At 67.0% G+C, this 18,591-nt stretch carries 10 protein-coding genes; 6 read left to right on the top strand and 4 right to left on the bottom strand.

The genetic code is table 11. The annotated features are described in order from the left end of the window. Positions 1–1,321 precede the first annotated feature (1,321 nt). Together G3446_RS08625 and G3446_RS08620 are read right to left on the bottom strand one after the other, a co-directional pair. A complete protein-coding gene (locus tag G3446_RS08625; protein WP_164452427.1) occupies positions 1,322–1,741 on the bottom strand; it encodes an acyl-CoA thioesterase in 420 nt (139 codons plus the stop codon). A gap of 242 nt (positions 1,742–1,983) precedes the next feature. After that, positions 1,984–2,547 carry a hypothetical protein gene (locus tag G3446_RS08620; protein ID WP_164452426.1) on the bottom strand — a complete coding sequence of 188 codons (564 nt, stop codon included), beginning with the start codon at positions 2,545–2,547 and terminating at the stop codon, positions 1,984–1,986. A 332-nt stretch (positions 2,548–2,879) separates the two neighbouring features. On the opposite strand from G3446_RS08620, the gene G3446_RS08615 reads away from it, so the two are divergent. From G3446_RS08615 to G3446_RS08595, 5 genes are all read left to right on the top strand, one after another. Next, positions 2,880–8,393: an alpha-2-macroglobulin family protein gene (locus G3446_RS08615; RefSeq protein WP_164452425.1), complete on the top strand. Its 5,514-nt coding sequence runs from the start codon at positions 2,880–2,882 to the stop codon at positions 8,391–8,393. 60 nt (positions 8,394–8,453) lie between these two features. Beyond that, positions 8,454–10,544 (top strand): penicillin-binding protein 1C, encoded by a 2,091-nt coding sequence (pbpC, locus tag G3446_RS08610; protein ID WP_164452424.1) that lies wholly within the window; start codon positions 8,454–8,456, stop codon positions 10,542–10,544. Between the two features lie 253 nt (positions 10,545–10,797). Beyond that, positions 10,798–12,804 carry a TonB-dependent receptor plug domain-containing protein gene (locus tag G3446_RS28650; protein ID WP_280818793.1) on the top strand — a complete coding sequence of 669 codons (2,007 nt, stop codon included), beginning with the start codon at positions 10,798–10,800 and terminating at the stop codon, positions 12,802–12,804. Positions 12,805–12,817: 13 nt separating this feature from the next. Further along, entirely contained in the window at positions 12,818–13,414 is a 597-nt protein-coding gene (locus tag G3446_RS08600; RefSeq protein WP_164452423.1) for a hypothetical protein, read from the top strand. After that, positions 13,401–14,831 carry a sensor domain-containing diguanylate cyclase gene (locus tag G3446_RS08595; protein WP_164452422.1) on the top strand — a complete coding sequence of 477 codons (1,431 nt, stop codon included), beginning with the start codon at positions 13,401–13,403 and terminating at the stop codon, positions 14,829–14,831. The genes G3446_RS08600 and G3446_RS08595 overlap by 14 nt, the downstream gene beginning before the upstream one ends. A gap of 50 nt (positions 14,832–14,881) precedes the next feature. On the opposite strand, the gene rho is transcribed toward G3446_RS08595, so the two are convergent. Together rho and trxA are read right to left on the bottom strand one after the other, a co-directional pair. After that, complete coding sequence (gene rho, locus G3446_RS08590; RefSeq protein ID WP_164452421.1) at positions 14,882–16,138, bottom strand: transcription termination factor Rho; 1,257 nt, start codon at positions 16,136–16,138, stop codon at positions 14,882–14,884. A gap of 196 nt (positions 16,139–16,334) precedes the next feature. After that, entirely contained in the window at positions 16,335–16,661 is a 327-nt protein-coding gene (trxA, locus tag G3446_RS08585; RefSeq protein WP_164452420.1) for a thioredoxin TrxA, read from the bottom strand. Positions 16,662–16,884: 223 nt separating this feature from the next. On the opposite strand from trxA, the gene G3446_RS08580 reads away from it, so the two are divergent. After that, the gene (locus G3446_RS08580) at positions 16,885–18,543 is read left to right on the top strand and encodes a DEAD/DEAH box helicase (protein ID WP_164452419.1); all 1,659 of its coding nucleotides are present in this window, start codon (positions 16,885–16,887) and stop codon (positions 18,541–18,543) included. Positions 18,544–18,591 lie beyond the last annotated feature (48 nt).

Below are 18,591 nucleotides of genomic sequence, written 5' to 3'. Positions count from 1 at the left end.
CTGGAATTAATCCATTCGTTTGGGCTTTTTTGGTTTTGCTTAAACCCCCCCCCCCCGCATATCTATCAAGCAAATCTGTTGCCAGTTCTTATGCTGGGCAGAAGCGCTGGACCAAAAGCTAATCGGACCTGTTATCGAAATCGCTCGGTCTTGATGTGCGTCTCATCTATGTGACGCTTTCTCTCGGGCCGCAGCATCCCCAATCTACCCGCGTTCATTCACGTTTCGTGCTTTCCTCGGCCGGGTTAGTTCAGACGCCTCCCTACCTGTCGTAGCCAGGTCATTCGGTCTCTGGAAGAATTCTTCTTTTTTCATATTGATGCTGTGATGAAGAGGGCTCGGTCGCTGTCGCGCCCATTTGTCGGCAGCTTCCGGATTACACTGTTCGCTGTTGACGCGCGCGACGATCTATCCTCACCTTCAGCTTAGAAGCTCACTAGTCTTGCGCTGTCACGCTTCTGGGAGTCCGGATACACACTCACTGCCCTCGCGTTAGGTGGCTGTCAACACCGGGTGGATGCGCGCAAGGAGTTGAGGTGATTTCCAGAAATCAGCCGCCCTCCGAACCTAGGATGGGCAGAGCTCGCGATGCCCAGCAGGGGCGCCGCGACGATAGGCATAGCTCGCGCGCTGCCCCTCCTGAGAAAGTCTGCTCCATGCTGTCTCATTTGCCTCCCAGGTGGCTGTCAGAGCCGCGAGCTGTCTCAAGCACATACGAGGCGTTCCAGTCCAGCAGAGTGAACGAGCGAGAACGAGGCCCGCCGAAGCCCGCGCCGTCCGTGGTGGACTGTGCGGCGGTTCTCCATCAGCTAGCAAAGACGACTGGCCGAAACGACGGTCGACGTCGAGCAGTTGTCTACATCTGAGGTTTCGCCTCAGAGTAGGCTTAATACAAACCCCATGCTCCCGATTTTGTCACATCTTTGCGAATACGGGTTTCTACTCACTACAGGGGCGGGCGGACTGGCGGCATCGCATCGCCGATGTGGAGGGTCTCTGCGCCGGGCGATCGGCCCTGCTAGCTCGATGCTCGCGGTCGGGCCACAACACTGGCGCGACCGATCCCGCGGGCCGCCCGACTGAGCTGCGCGCTGCCGGCTCAACCTCATCTCCCCCTCACGAAGAAAGGTCCATTCCGTCGATTCTCCGCGTGATCGTCGCCTGGCATCAGGTAGCCCTCGACCGGATGCTTGGAGACATGCTCGCTGAGCTTGGTCTTCAGTCAGGTGGTGAAGAGGTGTCCGCGGAAGCGGTCTTCGCCGCTGCTGGGGTCATCGTCCGAAATCGAACCGCTAAGGCGCCAAGCACGGTCGCCGCGACTTCAGCTGTTCGAGAGGTGGCTGGCGAGCGCCGCGCTAAGGGCTGCCGGCAGCTCCGGCGTCGCGTCGCCGTCTTCGGCGATGAGCACGTGCAGGGTGCGGGCGGTGGCGAGGAGGTCTCCGGTCTCGCTCAGGAAGCGGTAGCCGATGGCGAAGGAGCGTCGGCGAAGCTCCAGGACTTCGACCTCGATGCTGACGCGATCGCCGTGCCGCATGGGGCGGCGATAGTCGGCCTCGGCGTGGGTCAGCGGCAGGATGAGGTCGCCTTGGCGGATGAGGGCGTCCAGCGGGGTGCCGATGCTGCGCATGAAGGACTCGTAGGCGTCGTGCGCGTGGCGGAAGAGGTGTGCGAAGAAGAGGCGGCCGGCGACGTCTGTGTCGTGGAGCCTGATCTCGATGGGGTGGGCGAAGGGCGCTGCCATGGGCCTCGGCTCCGAGCTGATCGCTTGGTCTTGGCTGTGGGGTGATCGAGCCTAGCTCGACCGCGCGGGTCTATGCTCGGGGCCGTCGAGCGGTCGCTCGGCGCGATGAGGAGGGGCTTGAGCGACCTGCTGGCCGCCACGTCACCCGGTTTCCCGGGGCGGGCGGCCACCTCTCCAAGGTTTGTGAAGTGACGCCTCCTTGTGTCTTCGGAGCCATCGGGATGGCCCCGCGGAATCTCGGGTCAGCGCGAGCGTCTGGCCGCGACCGAGCCACGCGTGCTGAGGAGCAGGAAGATGCTGACCAGGAAGGCGGCGAGGGCCAGCAGCGTCATCATCATCATGGGCTTGTTGGCGGCGTCCTCGATCTTGAAGGTCTCACCGATCTTGCCCAGCACGGCGACGTTGGCGGGGTCCGCCAGCAGATAGCCGCAGAGGCCGAGGAAGAGGGAGTAGAAGAACATCTTGGCGTCGAGATAGAGGCCGACCAGCATGGCCACCATGGCGAGCATCAGGATGAGGGTGACGGTGGTCTTGGCGCCGCCGAGCGCGGATTCGACACCGAGCGCCTGCAGCGTCGTGAGCATCCAGAGGAAGGCGCCCCAGATGATGAGCTGACGGATCAGATAGAAGAGGCGGGAATCCCCGCGCGCATAGGCGTTGGCCCAGGCGGTGATGATGGAGATGAAGGCGACGACAGGGACGAAGTATTCCCAATAGGCGGCGGTGCCGGCGAGGTCCTCGCGGGTCAGCGCGTAGAGGACGACGGTAGCGACGTAAAGGATGACGATCGGGAGAAGCGCGAGCATTAACGAGCCTTGCTTTTTTTCGGACACGACGAACCCTCCTAGACTGGGCTGTTGCGATAAATGGCCGATGGCCGATTCGAACTGCGCACGAGACCATCGCATTGGTCGGGCCGTGGGATATTAACCCTTACCGAAACTGCGTGTTAAGGGAAAAGCGTGGACTTTCCGCTGCGATACCCTGCGAGTTTTCCGCCCCTTTTGCTCAGGTGTTGACCGGGATCAGTTGCCGGGCCGAGCGCGCGCCGTCGCCTCGGGGCTTGGCTGCTTTACCCCCGCCAGGGGAGGCACTAGAGTTCAAAGACCCCGTCACCGCCCTGGAAAGGAGCGTCGCCATGTCCGGCTCACCGCTCGCCCCGCGCGTCCTCCCGCGCCTGCTCTGGCCCTTGTTTGCCCTCGGTTGGATCCTCGTGGCCGGCAGCGCGGCTGCTGAGGCCCGCGATCTGGCGATCACGGTAGGCGTCGATTACTTCGGGCGCGACTATGCGACGCTCAAGTCTGTGTCGCTCGACGACTGCAAGGCCGCCTGCCGCGACGATGCCCGCTGCAAGGCCTTCACCTACAACGTCCGCGCGCAGTGGTGCTTCCTGAAGGAGAGCTTCACGGAAGCCAGACCCTTCGATGGTGCCGTCTCTGGGCGCATCCTGGCGGGCGAGGCCGACGCCCGAGACCGCCTTGCGACACGGACCGGCGAGCTGGCTTTCCTGCCGCCCCAGGCGCTGGCCGAGGCCCGAGACCTGGAGCGGCGCCTGGCCGAGCTGCCGCCGCCGAGCGCTCGCCTGGATGCCCTGGTCCAGCAGGCCAGGGCTGCGCTCGACGCAAAGCAGCCGGCGCGTGCCGCCGATCTCTATCGGCAGGCCCTGCGCCTGGATCCACGGCGGCCGGGTCTTTGGCGGGGGCTTGCCGAGTCCTCCCGGGCCGCTAAGCCCTCAGACCGTCAGGCCAGGCGCCGTCTGCAGCGACAAGCCGCTAGCGCCGCCATCAACGCCTATCTGCGCACCGAGCGCGCGTCCGAGCGTGCAGAGGTGCTGGCCTTGCTCAGCGGCGCATTGGCCGACAGGTCCCAGTGGCGCTCGGCGATTCGTGCCGCCAGGGCCTCGCTGGCGCTCGTCGAGGAGCCCGTCGTGCGCACCGCCTACGACAAGCTGGTCGCCGAGCACGGCTTTCGCGTTACCGGCCACAAGGTCGACTCGGACGCCGCGAGCCCGCGCATCTGTCTCGAATTCAGCGACCGGCTGGCGACCCAGATCCCCAATCTGGCCGACTTCGTCCGGGTGGACGGCCACACAGATCTCCCCATCGAGCCCGAGGGCAAGCAGATCTGTATCGACGGTGTGCGGCATGGCGAGCGCTATCGCGTCCTGGTGCGCGCCGGGCTGCCCGCGGCGGACGGCGAGCGCCTGATCAAGTCCTCGGATCTGCAGATCTATGTCCGCGACCGCTCGCCCATGGTGCGCTTTCTCGGCCGCGCCTATGTGCTGCCCAAGGGCGGGGAGGCGGCCATCCCAGTGGTTACGGTCAACACGGATCTGGTCGACGCCAAGGTCTATCGCATCGGGGATAGGTCGCTGACCCAGGCGATGGCGGACGGCGTCCTGCGCAAGCAGCTGGGAGACTGGGAGATCGAGCGGCTCGAGGAGCGCACCGGCGAGCAGGTCTGGACGGGCAGCGTGGAGGTCAAGTCCGAGCTGAACCATGAGGTGACGACCGCGGTGCCTGTGGGGGCCTTGGTCGAGGACTTCGAGCCGGGCATCTATGCCATGACTGCTCGGCCGCATAAGGTCGCAATGGATGAGGACGCGCGCGCCACCCAGTGGTTCATCGTCTCCGACCTGGGTTTGGCCGCCTTCTCCGGCAATGACGGACTTCATGCGGTGGTCCGCTCACTCTCTACCGCCAAGCCCTTGCGCGCCGTCGCGCTGCGCTTGGTGGCAGTCAATAACGAGATCCTGGGCCGCGCACAGACCAATGCCGAAGGCTACGCCAGCTTCGCCCCCGGGCTGCTGCGGGGCCAGGGCGGCAATGCGCCGGCGCTCCTGGTCGCCGAAGGCGCGGGCGGCGACTACGGCTTTCTGGACCTGACGCAAACGCCCTTCGATCTGAGCGACCGCGGCGTCGACGGCCGACCCGCGCCCGAGCCGCTGGATGTCTATTTGGTCAGCGAGCGCGGCGCCTATCGCCCCGGCGAGACGGTCTACCTGACGGCCTTGGTGCGCGATGCCAGGGCGCGGGCCGTCACCGACCTGCCGATCACGCTGGTCGTCAAGCGCCCAGACGGCATGGAGCACCTGAGGAGCGTCCTGTCGGATCAGGGACAGGGTGGGCATGAGGCCAGGATCGCGCTCGGCCGGGCGGCCATGCGGGGCACCTGGCGGGCCTCTGTCTACAGCGATCCCAAGGCGGCGCCCCTGGCCGACCTGCCCTTCCTGGTCGAGGACTTCGAGCCGGAGCGCCTGACCTTCGAGATCGCCCCCTCGGCGACGGCCATCGATCCCGCGGATCCGCCCCTGCTGGGGGTCGATGCGCGCTTCCTCTATGGCGCCCCGGCGTCCGAGCTGGACGTCGAGGGTACCGTTCAGGTGAAGCCGACGGATGGGCTGGACGCCTTCCCGGGCTACCGTTTCGGGCTCGAGAGCGAATCCCTGACGCCGATCGGCGGTCCGCTCGGGGCCGCGCGTACCGACAGCCAGGGCAAGGCACGGCTTCCCCTGGATCTCCCCGAGTTCCCGCCCACCAGCAAGCCGCTGGAGGCGGAGATCCAGGTCCGGGTGCTCGACGAGAGCGGCCGACCCGTGGAGCGTGAGCTCGCGCTGCCGGTCGCCTCCAAGCAGGCGCGCATCGGCGTCAAGCCGCTCTTCGAGGGCTCGGTCGAGCAGGGCGGCAACGCGCGCTTCGAGGTCATCGCCATTGATGCCGAAGGGCGTCCGGCTGCACTTGCGGGTGTGCGCTGGACGCTCTCGCGGCTGCACACGAGCTTTCAATGGTACGAATCGGACGGGCGTTGGGACTACGAGCCCGTCACCTCGAGCGAGCGCGTGGCCGATGGGGTCCTGGATCTCTCGGTCACCCAGGCCGCCCAGCTCGAGGCCGCCGTTGACTGGGGGGCCTACCGGCTCGCGCTGGAAGCGCCCGATGGCGCCGTCCTCCCCGTCGACATGGATTTCGAGGCCGGCTGGTATGTGGAGCCCAAGGCGCAAGACACGCCGGATCAGCTCAAGGTCTCGCTCGACAAGGCGCAATACCGGGTTGGCGACAAGGCCCAGGTCCGCATCGAGCCCCGTTTCCCTGGGCTGGCGCTGGTGATGGTCGTGGACGATCGGCTCATCGCCATGCAGGCGGTGCGGGTCCCGGAGGAGGGCGCGACCATCGTGCTGCCGGTCACCGCCGACTGGGGGCCGGGCGCCTATGTGACCGGCGTGCTCTACCGTCCCATGGACCTGGAGGCGCGGCGCATGCCGGCGCGCGCCATCGGGCTGACCTGGGCGGGCGTCGATCCCCAGGACCGCAAGCTGGACGTCCGGCTCGATCTGCCGGCGGCGCTTCAGGGCAGTGTCAGGCCGCGCCAGAGCATCGAGATCCCGGTCTCGGTCGGCAACGCGGCGGCTGGCCAGCCGGCCTATGTCACCCTCTCCGCCGTCGACGTCGGGATCCTCAATCTCACGCGCTACCAGGTGCCGGCGCCGGATGACTGGTACTTCGCCCAGCGCCGCCTCGGCATGGAGATCCGCGACCTCTACGGACAGCTCATCGATCGCATGCAGGGTGTGCCAGGCGTGGTGCGCGCCGGTGGCGATGGCGGTGCGCTCAGCGCCGAGGGGCCGCCGCCGACCCAGGAGCTGCTCGCCTTTCACTCCGGCATCCTGAAGCTGGACGACCAGGGGCGTGCCAGCGTCTCGGTCGAGATCCCGGACTTCAACGGCAGCGTGCGCCTCATGGCGATGGCCTGGACGGCCGACGGCGTCGGGCACGCCTCGCGGGATCTGCTGGTGCGCGACCCCATCGTGGTGACGCCCTCCCTGCCGCGCTTCCTCGCGCCCGGCGACAGCTCCCGCGTCCGGCTCGGGCTGGCGCATGTCGAAGGGCCCGCCGGAGACCTCGGCCTGCAAGTCGCCGCCTCTGGTGGTCACACGCGCATTCCCGACGCCGCCCGCGCGGCCGAGCTGAGCCTGTCCGAAGGCGAGCGAGATCGGCTGGACGTTCCCATCCTGGCGGAGACGGTCGGCGACGACCAGCTCGTCGTCGACCTCAGCACACCGGACGGCCAGCGGCTGCGCAAGACCTTGACGATCCCTGTGCGGTCCAACGCCCCGCGCACCACCGAGACGCGGCTCATGCCGCTGCCCGTCGGCGGGTCGCTCGAGCTCGCCCCGAGCTTGCTGGCGGAACAGGTGCCGGGCACGGGCTCCGTGCTGCTGTCCATCGGTGGGGCCGGCCGGCTGGATGTCGCCGGTCTGCTGTTAGCGCTGGACCGCTATCCCTATGGCTGCACCGAGCAGTTGACCAGCCGCGCCCTGCCGTTGCTCTATCTGAACGATGTGGCGACCGCGGTGGGGCTCGGCGGCGAGGCCGAGGCCAGGGCGCGTGCGAGCGAGGCCATCGCGCGGATTCTGGGCAAGCAGTCGAGCAGCGGCAGCTTCGGGCTGTGGAGCGCCTCGGGGAGCGGCGACCTCTGGCTCGATGCCTATGCCTCGGACTTCCTGACCCGCGCCCGCGAGCTTGGCTACAGGGTGCCGGAAGTGCCCTTCGACATGGCGCTCGACAATCTGCGCAACGCCCTGTCCTACGCGCCGGACTTCAGCTCCGGCGGGGAGGCGATCGCCTATGCCCTCTATGTGCTCGCGCGCAACGGCGAGGCGCGGATCGGCGATCTGCGCTACTACGCAGACACCAAGCTGGACGCCTTCGCGACGCCTTTGGCCAAGGCGCAGCTCGGTGGCGCGCTGGCCCTCTATGGCGATCGCGCACGGGCGGACACGGCTTTCGGCGCGGCCCTCGCGATGATCTCCAAGGCGCCGACCGAGGAGGACGAAGGATGGCGGTCCGACTTCGGCTCGCGCCTCCGCGACGGCGCGGGTCTTCTGGCGCTGGCCGCCGAGGCCGGCTCCTCCGTGGTCGACATCCGCGCCTTGGCAGAGCGCCTTCAGGAGCAGTGGGTCCATGAGCGCTATACCAGCACCCAGGAGGAGGCCTGGCTCTTGCTCGCGGCGCACGCCCTCATCCAGGGGGCCGCCCAGCCGGATCTGCTTGTCGAGGGTGAGGCGCGCAAGGGCTACCTCTATCGCGCCTTCGACGAGGCGGCGCTGAGCGCCGGGCCGGCTCGCATCGAGAATCTCGGCCTTGAGCCCTTGGAGGCCGTCATGACCCTGACCGGGGTGCCGGTCAGTCCCGAGCCGGCGGGCGGCAACGGCTATCGGATCCAGCGCGCCTACTACGACCTGCAAGGCCGGCGTGTCGCTATCGGGACGGTGGATCAGGGCACGCGGCTCATCGCCGTCCTGACGGTCACCGCGAGCGAGAAGCGGCAGGCGCGCCTGGTCGTGGACGACCCCTTGCCCGCCGGATTCGAGATCGACAATCCCAACCTCATCAAGGCCGGAGATATCAAGGAGATCCGCTGGCTCGGGCTCGAGAGTCAAGCCGCCCATACCGAGTTTCGGGCGGATCGCTTCGTCGCTGCGGTGGATCGCAGCTCAGGCGCGGCGCAGCGCTTCCAGCTCGCCTATCGGCTGCGCGCCGTCTCGCCTGGCGTCTTCGCCCACCCCGCCGCGACCGTCGAGGACATGTACCGGCCGCGGCTGCGCGCCTGGACGGACACCGGACGGGTGGAGGTTTCGGGCTCGGGGCCTTGAGCATGGAGATCGGGCCGATGTCGGGACTGCCGGCGGGCCGTCTTGCGGCGCGCTGATCGGATGCGTCGGGGGCTCCTGCTTTTCGGTCTCCTCGGCGGTTTGACGCTGGTGTCTTGGCTCGCCTGGGATGCCTGGGTCGCCAGGACCGAGCTGCCGGATCTGCGTCCATCGATCTCGCCAGTCGTCCTGGATCGCAACGGCGAGCTGCTGAGGCCCTTCACGGTCTCGGGCGGGCTCTGGCGTCTCCCTGTCGCGCTGGACGAGGTCGATCCGGACTATCTGCGCCTGCTCCAGCACATCGAGGATCGCCGTTTCCAAGCGCATCCGGGTGTCGATCCGCTCGCCTTGGTGCGCGCGGCCTGGCAATGGGTCCGGCATGGCCGCATCGTCTCCGGCGGCTCGACCCTGACGATGCAGGTGGCCCGTCTGCTCGAGAGACGCTCCACGCGCAGCCTCGGCGGCAAGCTCCGGCAGATCCGTGTCGCGCTGGCGCTGGAGCGGCGTTGGAGCAAGCAGGACATCCTCGGCGCCTACCTGACTCTCGCCCCCTACGGCGGCAATCTGGAGGGAATTCGCGCGGCATCGCTCGCCTGGCTGGGGCGGGAGCCGGCACGGCTCAGCGCGGCCGAGGCGGCGCTGCTGGTCGCGCTGCCGCAGGCGCCTGAGGCGCGTCGCCCCGACCGCGACGCCGGGCGCGCCCGGCGCGCCAGGGACCGCATCCTGAGACGCGCCCATGCTGCTGGGCTGATCGATGACCTTGCCCTGAGCGGCGCCTTGGCCGAGGCGGTGCCCAGCCGGCGCCGCGCCTTTCCGATGCTTGCTGCGCATCTGACCCGGCGGCAGCATGCCGAGCACCCGCAGGCCGCGACCCTAAGGCTGACCATAGATGCTGGGCTGCAGCTGCGGCTGGAGGCGCTGGTGGCCGAGCATGTCGCCCGGCTGGGTCCGAAGCTGTCGGCAGCACTTCTGGTGGTGCGGCATGCCGACGGCGAGGTCTTGGTCTCGATCGGCTCGGCCGACCCGCTCGATCAGGGGCGCCAGGGCTTCGTCGACATGACGCAGGCACAGCGCTCGCCGGGCTCGACCTTGAAGCCCTTGATCTATGGCCTGGCCTTCGAGGACGGCATCGCGCACCCGGAGAGCCTCATCGAGGACCGGCCGACCGGATTCGGCGGCTATGCGCCGGCCAATTTCGATCAGGAGCACCAGGGTACGGTCACTGTGCGGCGCGCGCTGCAGCGCTCGCTCAATGTCCCCGCGGTCAAGCTGCTCGAGGCGGTCGGGCCAAACCGGCTGCTCGCGCGGCTGCGTCGCGCGGGGGCCGAGCCGCGTCTCCCGCAGGGTGCGGCCCCTGGGCTGGCCATCGGGCTGGGCGGTGTCGGCATGACGCTGACCGACCTGGTGCGCGTCTACGCGGCCATCGCGCGCCGCGGACGCGCGACCGGGCTGCGCGAGCTGCGCTCGGTCGACGCCCTGGCCGCGCTGGCCCCGTCCGCCGTGCGCCCGGCGGGCGGGCAGGTCCTGGATGCGCGCGCGGCCTGGGCGCTGGGCGACATCCTGGCCGAGGTGCCAACGCCGAGCTATGCGCGTGCGCGCGGCATCGCCTTCAAGACAGGGACCAGCTATGGCTACCGCGATGCCTGGGCGATGGGCTTCGACGGCCGCCATACGGTCGGCGTCTGGCTGGGCCGTCCCGATGGCGCCTCGGTGAGTGGTCTGGTCGGCATCGAGGCGGCCGCGCCGCTGCTGCTGGAGGCCTTTGCGCGTCTCGGCACGGTCGCACCCTTGCGGTCGGCGCCACCAGGTGTGCTGCTCGCCGACCGCAACGAGGAGCTGCCGGCGCATCTCAGGTATGCGGGCCAGGCGCCGGGACGCGTCTCCTCCCAGCCTGGAGCCGAGGGACCCGAGATCGCCTATCCGCCGCCCGGGGCGCGCGTCGATCTCGGCCTTGCGTCTGGCCGGGTGCGTGATCTGGTCGTCAAGGCGCGCGGTGGCGTGCCTCCCTACACCTGGCTGGCCAACGGCGTGCCCTTCGGGCGCACCCCCTTCGGCCGCAGCGCGCGCTGGCGCCCGGACGGGCCTGGCTATGTCGTGCTCAGCGTGATCGACGGGCGTGGTGCCGCGGCGCAAGCGACGGCGGTCGTCGAGTGATCTTCTCGGTCCGGCGATCCTCAGTCCTCTGTGTATTTGTACCTCTACCGCTTTCAGGGGTATCCGACTAAATTGCAATTTCAATCAGTGGTTTGCTTTTTATTGCGTGGCTCGATAATACTGCGCTTCGTGGAGATCTGCGGGGTCCCGCGGAGGTGAGCCGACGGTCTTGGGGCGATGCATGTTTGTCCGGAAAGTGCGAGATAGGGAGTCGGGTCGTCGTCTGACCCTTAGGGCTGGATCAGCAAAGCGGTTGCGCTGGCCTGTGATGGTGCTCGGCGTCTTTGTCTGCGCCACCTGGGCGGGCGAGTCGTCCGATTCGGACAGACAGGAGCTCGAGGATCTCATGTCCCTGCTGGAGGCCGAGACGGAGCTGGCGACCAGGACCGGGATGAATGCCGACTTCGTTCCGGGGATCGCGACCATCCTCTCCGGCGACGACCTGCAAGTCCGTGGAATTCGGACGGTCTGGGAGGCCCTGTCTCTGGTTCCGGGCATGAGTCTGGGGCTCGAGATGACAGGTGAGCGCCAGATCTTGAGTCGGGGCGTCGGCTATGGTTACGCCTCGGGCAACATCAAGATCATGCTCGACGGCGTCTCGATGAACTCGACCCTGCTCGCGACCGCCAACGCCGTGCTAGGTATCCCGGTCGAGCAGGTGGAGCGCATCGAAGTCATTCGCGGGCCAGGCTCCTCCATTTACGGCGAGTATGCCTATGCCGGCGTCGTCAACGTCATCACTCGCAAGCAGGGGCGCAGGCTCTATGCGCGGGCCGATGAAGCGGCACAGGCCGGCGGCGGCATGATCTGGAGCTGGAGCGACCCGGGCCGCGAGCTGAGCTTCTCGCTCAATCTGACGGGCCTGGAGGGCGACGGCGAGGGCGTCCTCGTGGAGGAGGACGCGCTCTATCCCATCGGTCAGGCTGGGCTCTCGAATGCCCCTGGGCGCACCAACGAGGCGCGCCGCTACAAGGGGATGTTCGCGGATTTCGCCTGGCGCGATACCCATGTCGACCTCAAGCTGCTGCAAGACGACTACGGCGACCTCTACGGCATCAATCACTTCCTGCCGCCCTCGGATCACCGCCTGGCCTCTCAGACCTACGCCGTCTCGCTGCGCGTCGAGCAAGACATCCCGCTGTCTCGGGAGCTGATGGCCAATGCACGGCTCGAGCTCTTCGACCACCAGCGCGATCGCGATCAGCTCTATGTCTTTCCGGCCAGTTATCTGCTCGATGACGCGCCTGTCTACATGAGCCAGGACTACCGCGAGCGACGCTATCTGGCCGGGGGCGAGCTGCATTGGAGCCCCGAGGGCCGCCATCGCTGGCTGCTTGGTGTCGAGGCGAGCCAGGTCGAGGTCGAGCAGGCGACATGGGACTGGCCGGACTTGGGCTTCGAGATCCCGTCCCATTGGCTGACAGCCAACATCGAGCGCGATATCTGGAGCGTCTTGGTGCAAGACGAGATCCGCCTCGGCGAGCAGGTGACCCTGACCGGCACGCTGCGCTACGACGATTACAGCGATGCGGGCGACATGCTGAGCCCACGGCTCGCAGCCGTCTGGCGCATGGATCACGAGCACGTGCTCAAGGCGCAATACGCTCGGGCCTTTCGGCCGCCGACCTTTTACGAGCTGGAATACGCGCTCGACGCTTCCTTGGACCCGAGCGAGATCGCGACCTACGAGCTGGGCTACATCTTCACCCGGCCGAGCTGGGCGCTGCGCCTCACCCTCTTCCAGTCCGACCTCGATTCGCCCATCTCCTTCGACGAGGTCAGCCTCGGCGGCTACATCAACGCCGAGGACGCGCGCCTGCGTGGCGTCGAGCTGGAGTACGAGCATCGCTTGGGGGCGCAGCTCAAGATCGAGGCAAATCTTTCCTATGTCGACGCCACGCGCAGGGAGTCGAAAACCCACCTCAGTGGCGGGGCCGATCTCTTGGGCAACCTGGCACTCTTGTGGCAGCCCCGAGAGCGCTGGCTGGGTGCGCTGCAGCTCCGCTATGTCGGCGAGCGGTATCGCGTGGATTCCGACGAGCGGTCGAATCTGAGCGATTACACTCTGATCGACTTGACGCTGACCTATCGCGGGCGCGCAAGCGGTCTCTACGGGAGTGCGGGAATCAAGAACCTCTTCGGCCAAGAGGTCCGCTATCTCGCGCAGCGCACCGAATTCGGCGGTGTCGATCTCGTCTATCCGCAAGACTATCTCCGCCCCGGACGCCGGTGGTGGCTGACCCTCGGCTATCGCTTTTGACCGCCCCCGCCGCATGAGCCGCTTGGGTCCTTCTCCGTTATGGCGTCTCTTCGCGGGCGTTTGCGCGCTCCTCTTCCTGCTTGCCCTGGGGGCGGGTGCCCGAGCGGAGTCGAGCGGTCTATGGCAGGAGGACGAGCAGCGCCTGCAGGTCGGTCTCAAGCTCTTTCCGGCCTTCCTCGGCGCGCTGGAGGATCTGGATCGCTATCGGACGCAGGACGGCAGTCTGCACGTATTGGTGCTCTTCCAGGGGGTGCGGGGTCCGGCGATGGAGGTGGCGGACCGTCTGGCGGAGGTCGATCGCGTGCGTGGTGTGCCGCTGAGCTTGGAAGTGGTTCGCGGTGACGAAATGAATGGGTACGCCGGGCCGCGCCCGGCAGCGATCTTCGTGGCCAGTGTGGAGGCCGACCGCGGCAATCTCGGGTCCTGGTCCGAGCGCTATGGCGTCCTGGTCTTCTCGCCGTTCGGCGGAGCCGTCGAGGAGGGAGCCATTGCCGGACTCTACGTGGCGGATCGGATCCTGCCCTACGTCAACGTCCGACAAGCGGCGCGCGCCAAGGTGCGTTTCAAGCCGTTCTTCCTGCAGGTGGCGCGTCGCTATGAAGGCAATTAAGGCTGTTTTGCCAGGCGGGCGCCTCTTTTCACTGCGCACGGAGCGCAACCTGGCGCTGATCTTCGGCCTGCTCGGTCTGCTGCTCGTGGGCACCATCACGGCCCACTGGCTGCTGGTGCTGGAGCCTGCGCTGCGGGAGGAGGCCGCGAGCCGTGCCGCGGCCATGGCGCAGGCGCATGCGCAGTCGCTCGAGCGCGTGCTCGGCAGCGGGCTGCCGGCGCCGCAGCTCGAGCGGGAGCTGCGCACCACCATGGGGAGTCTGCTGCTGCTGAAGGACGAGGCGACGCAGAAGCCTTTCGTGCGCCGGCTCAGCATCAGTCTCGACTACGACCTCGTCGACATGCCGCGGGGCAGTCTGGATCTCAGCATGGGGCCGGCCAATGCCAGCGGCTGCTTCGTCTTGCGCGTGCCCCTCTATGATCCGCGAACGCACCTGCTGATCGGTGTTGCCACCTTCCACTCAAACGCCTTCTTCATGGAGCGGCTGGTGGGCGACCTGCGCACCAAGCTGTGGTGGATCATGGGCATCATTGCCGGACTCACAGGCTTCGCATGGCTGGAGTCGAGCCGTTTGCTGAAGCGCTTGGGCGAGAGTGAGGCGAATTTGCGGCGGGTCTTCGAGGCGGCCCCCTTCCCCATGGTCCTCGGCGAGCAGGGAATGCCGTCGCTGCGTCAAGCCAATGAGGCGGCCAAGGCGTATCTTGGACTGCGCGAGGACGCGACCGGGCGGCTGACCAGCGACGTCTGGCTCAGGCTCTATGCCCAAGGTCTGCCGAAGACGCTCGGCGCGCAGCATGAAACCTGCCTGTCCGTAGAGGGAGGGCCGGAGCGCTGGGCGCTCGTTTCCGCGACGCCGCTGCGCTTTTCCGGGACCATGAGCCGTCTCGTCACCCTGGTCGACGTCTCCGAGCTCAAGGCGGTCCAGGAAGAGCTCCGGGCGGCCTCCCAAACCGATGCCTTGACCGGGCTCTACAACAGGCGCTTCCTCTATCAGCGGCTCGCGAAAGAGATCGAGCTGGTGCAGAGGTACAGCCACCCGCTGTCGATCGTTCTTTTCGATCTCGACTACTTCAAGGGGATCAACGACACCTTCGGCCATCGCGCCGGAGACGAGGTCCTGGTCCGAGTCGCTGAGGTGCTGAGGCGCTGTCTGCGCGAGGTGGATATCGCCGGCCGCTATGGCGGTGAGGAGCTCCTCTTGCTCCTTCCGCATTCCTCCGTCGGCCAGGCGCGAGAGGCGGCGGAGCGTATCCGCATCGCCTTGAAACATGAGGAGTGGCCGTATCAGGGCATGGAGGTGACCCTCAGCGCGGGCGTCAGCCAGTATGCGGGGGAGACCCTGGACGCCTTCATCGATTCCGCCGACCGCAAGCTCTATCGCATCAAGGCAAACGGACGCGACGGGGTCGCGTGCTGAGCGGCTGGCGCCGGCGTGGCGGCGCGATCCGGTGCTGCGCTGGCTTGATGTCAGCCCTTCATCGAGGAGAAGAACTCGTCGTTGGTCTTGGTCGCCTTGAGCTTGTCGTGGAGGAATTCCATGGCGGCTAGCTCGTCCATCGGGTGCAGGATCTTGCGCAGGATCCACATCTTCTGCAGCTCCGCCTGTCCCATCAGCAGCTCCTCGCGGCGGGTGCCGGAGCGATTGATGTTGATGGAGGGGAAAATGCGCCGCTCGGCGATGCGGCGATCCATGTGGATCTCCATGTTGCCCGTGCCCTTGAACTCCTCGTAGATGACGTCGTCCATCCGGGAGCCCGTGTCGACCAGCGCGGTGGCCAGGATGGTCAGGCTGCCGCCTTCCTCGACGTTGCGCGCGGCGCCGAAGAAGCGCTTGGGGCGCTGTAGTGCGTTGGCGTCGACACCGCCCGTCAGCACCTTGCCGGAGGAAGGGACCACGGTATTGTAGGCGCGCGCGAGACGGGTGATGGAGTCGAGCAGGATGACGACGTCCTTCTTGTGCTCGACCAGCCGCTTGGCCTTCTCGATGACCATCTCGGCGACCTGGACGTGGCGCGTTGCGGGCTCGTCGAAGGTGGATGAGATGACCTCGCCGCGCACCGAGCGCGACATCTCGGTGACCTCTTCCGGGCGCTCGTCGATCAGCAGGACCATGAGGTAGCAGTCCGGGTGATTGTGCCCGATCGACTGGGCGATGTTCTGCAGCATCATGGTCTTACCCGCCTTCGGCGGCGACACGATCAAGCCGCGCTGGCCCTTGCCGATGGGGGCGACCAGGTCGATGGTCCGAGCCGTGATGTCTTCCGTGCTGCCGTTGCCGATCTCGAGCGTGAGACGGTTCTGGGCGAAGAGCGGGGTGAAATTCTCGAACAGGATCTTCGACTTGGCGTTCTCTGGCTTGTCGAAGTTGATGTCCGCGACCTTCAGGAGCGCGAAATAGCGCTCGCCGTCCTTCGGCGGGCGGATCTTGCCGGAGATGGTGTCGCCTGTGCGCAGCGCGAAGCGGCGGATCTGACTGGGCGAGACGTAGATGTCGTCGGGGCCGGCGAGGTAGGAGGCGTCCGCTGAGCGCAAGAAGCCGAAGCCGTCGGACAGGATCTCCAGCACGCCATCGCCATAGATATCCTCACCTTTTTTCGCCTGCGCCTTGAGGATGGCGAAGATCAGATCCTGTTTGCGAGAGCGTCCAACACCTTCGATTTCCATTGACTGCGCCAGTGCGACCAGCTTGGGCACGGGCATCTTCTTGAGCTCGGTTAGATTCATCACGGTTTTCGTAAGACAGAGGTCGTGGCTGGAAGACAGCGCCCCGTGCAGGAACGGAGTCGCGGGGGAATGCGACTGGGGGGCGGCAGCCTGCCGGAGAGAGGGCGCCGCCATGGGCGCCCCGTATCGATTTGGCCTAAGTCGGGTCTCCTGGAGGCCCCGGGGGCCGAGGTCGTCAGATCGTGCGTGGGCCGAATCAGAGGTTGCTATCGATGAAGGCGGTGAGCTGCGACTTGGAGACAGCGCCGACCTTGGTCGCCTCGACTTCGCCGCCACGGAAGAGCATCAGCGTCGGAATGCCGCGGATGCCGTAGCGGGGTGGGGTGCCGGGATTCTCGTCGATGTTGAGCTTCGCGACCTTGATGCGGCCCGCGTACTCGCCGGCGATCTCGTCCAGGACGGGGGCGATCATCTTGCAGGGACCGCACCAGTCGGCCCAGTAGTCGACCAAAACGGGCTCGGGGGATTTGAGAACCTCTTCTTCGAAAGAGTCATCGGTCACGTGGACGATGCTATCGCTCACTGAAGTCGTCTCCCATCAGTTGTTTCTTGGGTTATCAGTATAGAGGGCGCGAGGCAAGCCGCAGAGGTGTCACGCGGGTGGGCGAGGAGCGGGCGGGCTAATTGGCGTTGGTATGGGCCCTTGAGTAAGATGCTATTTGATCCAAAGCCAAGCGATTTTGCAAGCCTTGCTCGTCCGCGAGGCTCACCATCGAAATTGACAGCCAATACGGACGCCTAGCTGAATGACAGATACACACCTTACCGAGGTCCGCTTCGACAGCTTCGACCTCGATCCGCGGATTCTCGCCGGCTTGACGGATGCAGGCTTCACGCACTGCACCCCCATCCAGGCCGAGACGCTGCCGATTGCCCTCGAGGGGCGCGACGTTGCGGGCCAGGCTCAGACCGGGACAGGCAAGACGGCCGCCTTTCTGCTGGTCGTGATGCAGCGCCTGCTGAGCCGGCCGGCGCAAGCGCCCGAGGGGCGCTGCCGCCCGCGCGCCATCATCCTGGCCCCGACGCGCGAGCTGGCGGTCCAGATCCACAAGGACACCGAGCTGCTCGGCCGCCATACCGGGCTGCGCACCATGGTCGTCTACGGCGGCACGGGCTACCAGCAGCAGCGCGACGAGCTGGCGGCCGGCATCGATATTCTCATCGGAACGCCGGGCCGGCTGATCGACTATTTCAAGCAGAAGGTCTTCGATCTCAACGGCATCGAGGCGGTCGTCCTCGACGAGGCCGACCGCATGTTCGATCTCGGCTTCATCAAGGACATCCGCTTTCTCCTGCGCCGCATGCCGGCGGTCGAGGAGCGCCAGGGGATGCTCTTCTCCGCCACCCTGTCGTACCGCGTCACCGAGCTCGCCTACGAGCACATGAACCACCCGCAGCCGATCAAGATCGAGGCCGAGCAGGTCACGGCCGACCGCGTCCGCCAGTGCTGCTACATGACCTCCAACGAGGAGAAGATCCCGCTGCTCGTCGGACTGGTGCGGGGCTGGCCCGACGGCCGGATCATCGTCTTCGTCAACACCAAGCGGGAGGCGGACCGGGTCTGGGGCTTCCTGCAGGGCAATGGCATCAACACCGCCGTGCTCTCCGGCGACGTGCCCCAGAAGAAGCGTCTCAAGCTGCTCAGGGACTTCACCGAGGGGGCTTTGCCCGTGCTCGTGGGAACGGACGTGGCCGCGCGCGGTCTGCACATTCCGGACGTGACCCACGTCGTCAACTACGACCTGCCGGAAGACCCTGAAGACTATGTCCACCGGATTGGCCGGACGGCCCGTGCCGGGGCGGCTGGCGATGCCATTGGCTTCGTCTGCGAGACCTACGCCTTCTGTCTGCCGGACATCGAGGCCTATATCGGCAGCAAGATCCCTGTCTTGCCCGTCGCTCCCGAGCTGCTCGTGGAAGTCGACCCCAGGAGTCGTCTGCGTCCGGACCGGGCCGACCGGGAAGATCGGCGCGACAAGGGCAAGCCGAGGCGCCGCACCGGAGAGCGGAACGATCGCGACAGCCGCGGCGACCGCGATAGCCGTGGCGGCCGGCGCCGCAAGGAGCCGGAGGCCAGGGTCGAGGAGCCTCCGAGCGATGCGGCTGCCGGTGCTGCTGCCGACGTTTCCGAGACACCTGCGCTCGTCGCGCCGGTCGAGGCGGATGCGACGCCAGAGTCCGTCCCGAAGCCCCGGCGGCGTCGCAAGCGTCCAGCCGGGGAGCAAGCGGCCTTGACGAGTCCGCCCCCAGGTGCGGAGGCCGAGGCGCCCACGGAGGCGGCAGCCGAGTCACAGCCCGCCGAGGGCGAGGTCAAGCGCAAGCGCCGGCGGCGGCGTCGCAAGCCGGCCGCCGCGACCGAGTCGCAAGGTGCGCTGACGCAGCCAAGCACAGAGCCCGTGGATTGAGACCATGGATTGAGGCTGACCGCCGGGGCATTGCGAGAGACTGTGGCC

This window comes from Thiorhodococcus minor (assembly GCF_010820565.1).
Taxonomy (GTDB): domain Bacteria; phylum Pseudomonadota; class Gammaproteobacteria; order Chromatiales; family Chromatiaceae; genus Thiorhodococcus; species Thiorhodococcus minor.
This window is presented reverse-complemented; position numbering and strand designations above follow the sequence as displayed.

Coding starts and splice junctions, on each gene's coding strand:
- pbpC (WP_164452424.1), top strand. CDS start 8,454: ATGCGTCGGGGGCTCCTGCTTTTCGGTCTCCTCGGCGGTTTGACGCTG.
- G3446_RS08580 (WP_164452419.1), top strand. CDS start 16,885: ATGACAGATACACACCTTACCGAGGTCCGCTTCGACAGCTTCGACCTC.
- G3446_RS08595 (WP_164452422.1), top strand. CDS start 13,401: ATGAAGGCAATTAAGGCTGTTTTGCCAGGCGGGCGCCTCTTTTCACTG.
- rho (WP_164452421.1), bottom strand. CDS start 16,138: ATGAATCTAACCGAGCTCAAGAAGATGCCCGTGCCCAAGCTGGTCGCA.
- G3446_RS08615 (WP_164452425.1), top strand. CDS start 2,880: ATGTCCGGCTCACCGCTCGCCCCGCGCGTCCTCCCGCGCCTGCTCTGG.
- G3446_RS08600 (WP_164452423.1), top strand. CDS start 12,818: ATGAGCCGCTTGGGTCCTTCTCCGTTATGGCGTCTCTTCGCGGGCGTT.
- G3446_RS08620 (WP_164452426.1), bottom strand. CDS start 2,547: ATGCTCGCGCTTCTCCCGATCGTCATCCTTTACGTCGCTACCGTCGTC.
- G3446_RS08625 (WP_164452427.1), bottom strand. CDS start 1,741: ATGGCAGCGCCCTTCGCCCACCCCATCGAGATCAGGCTCCACGACACA.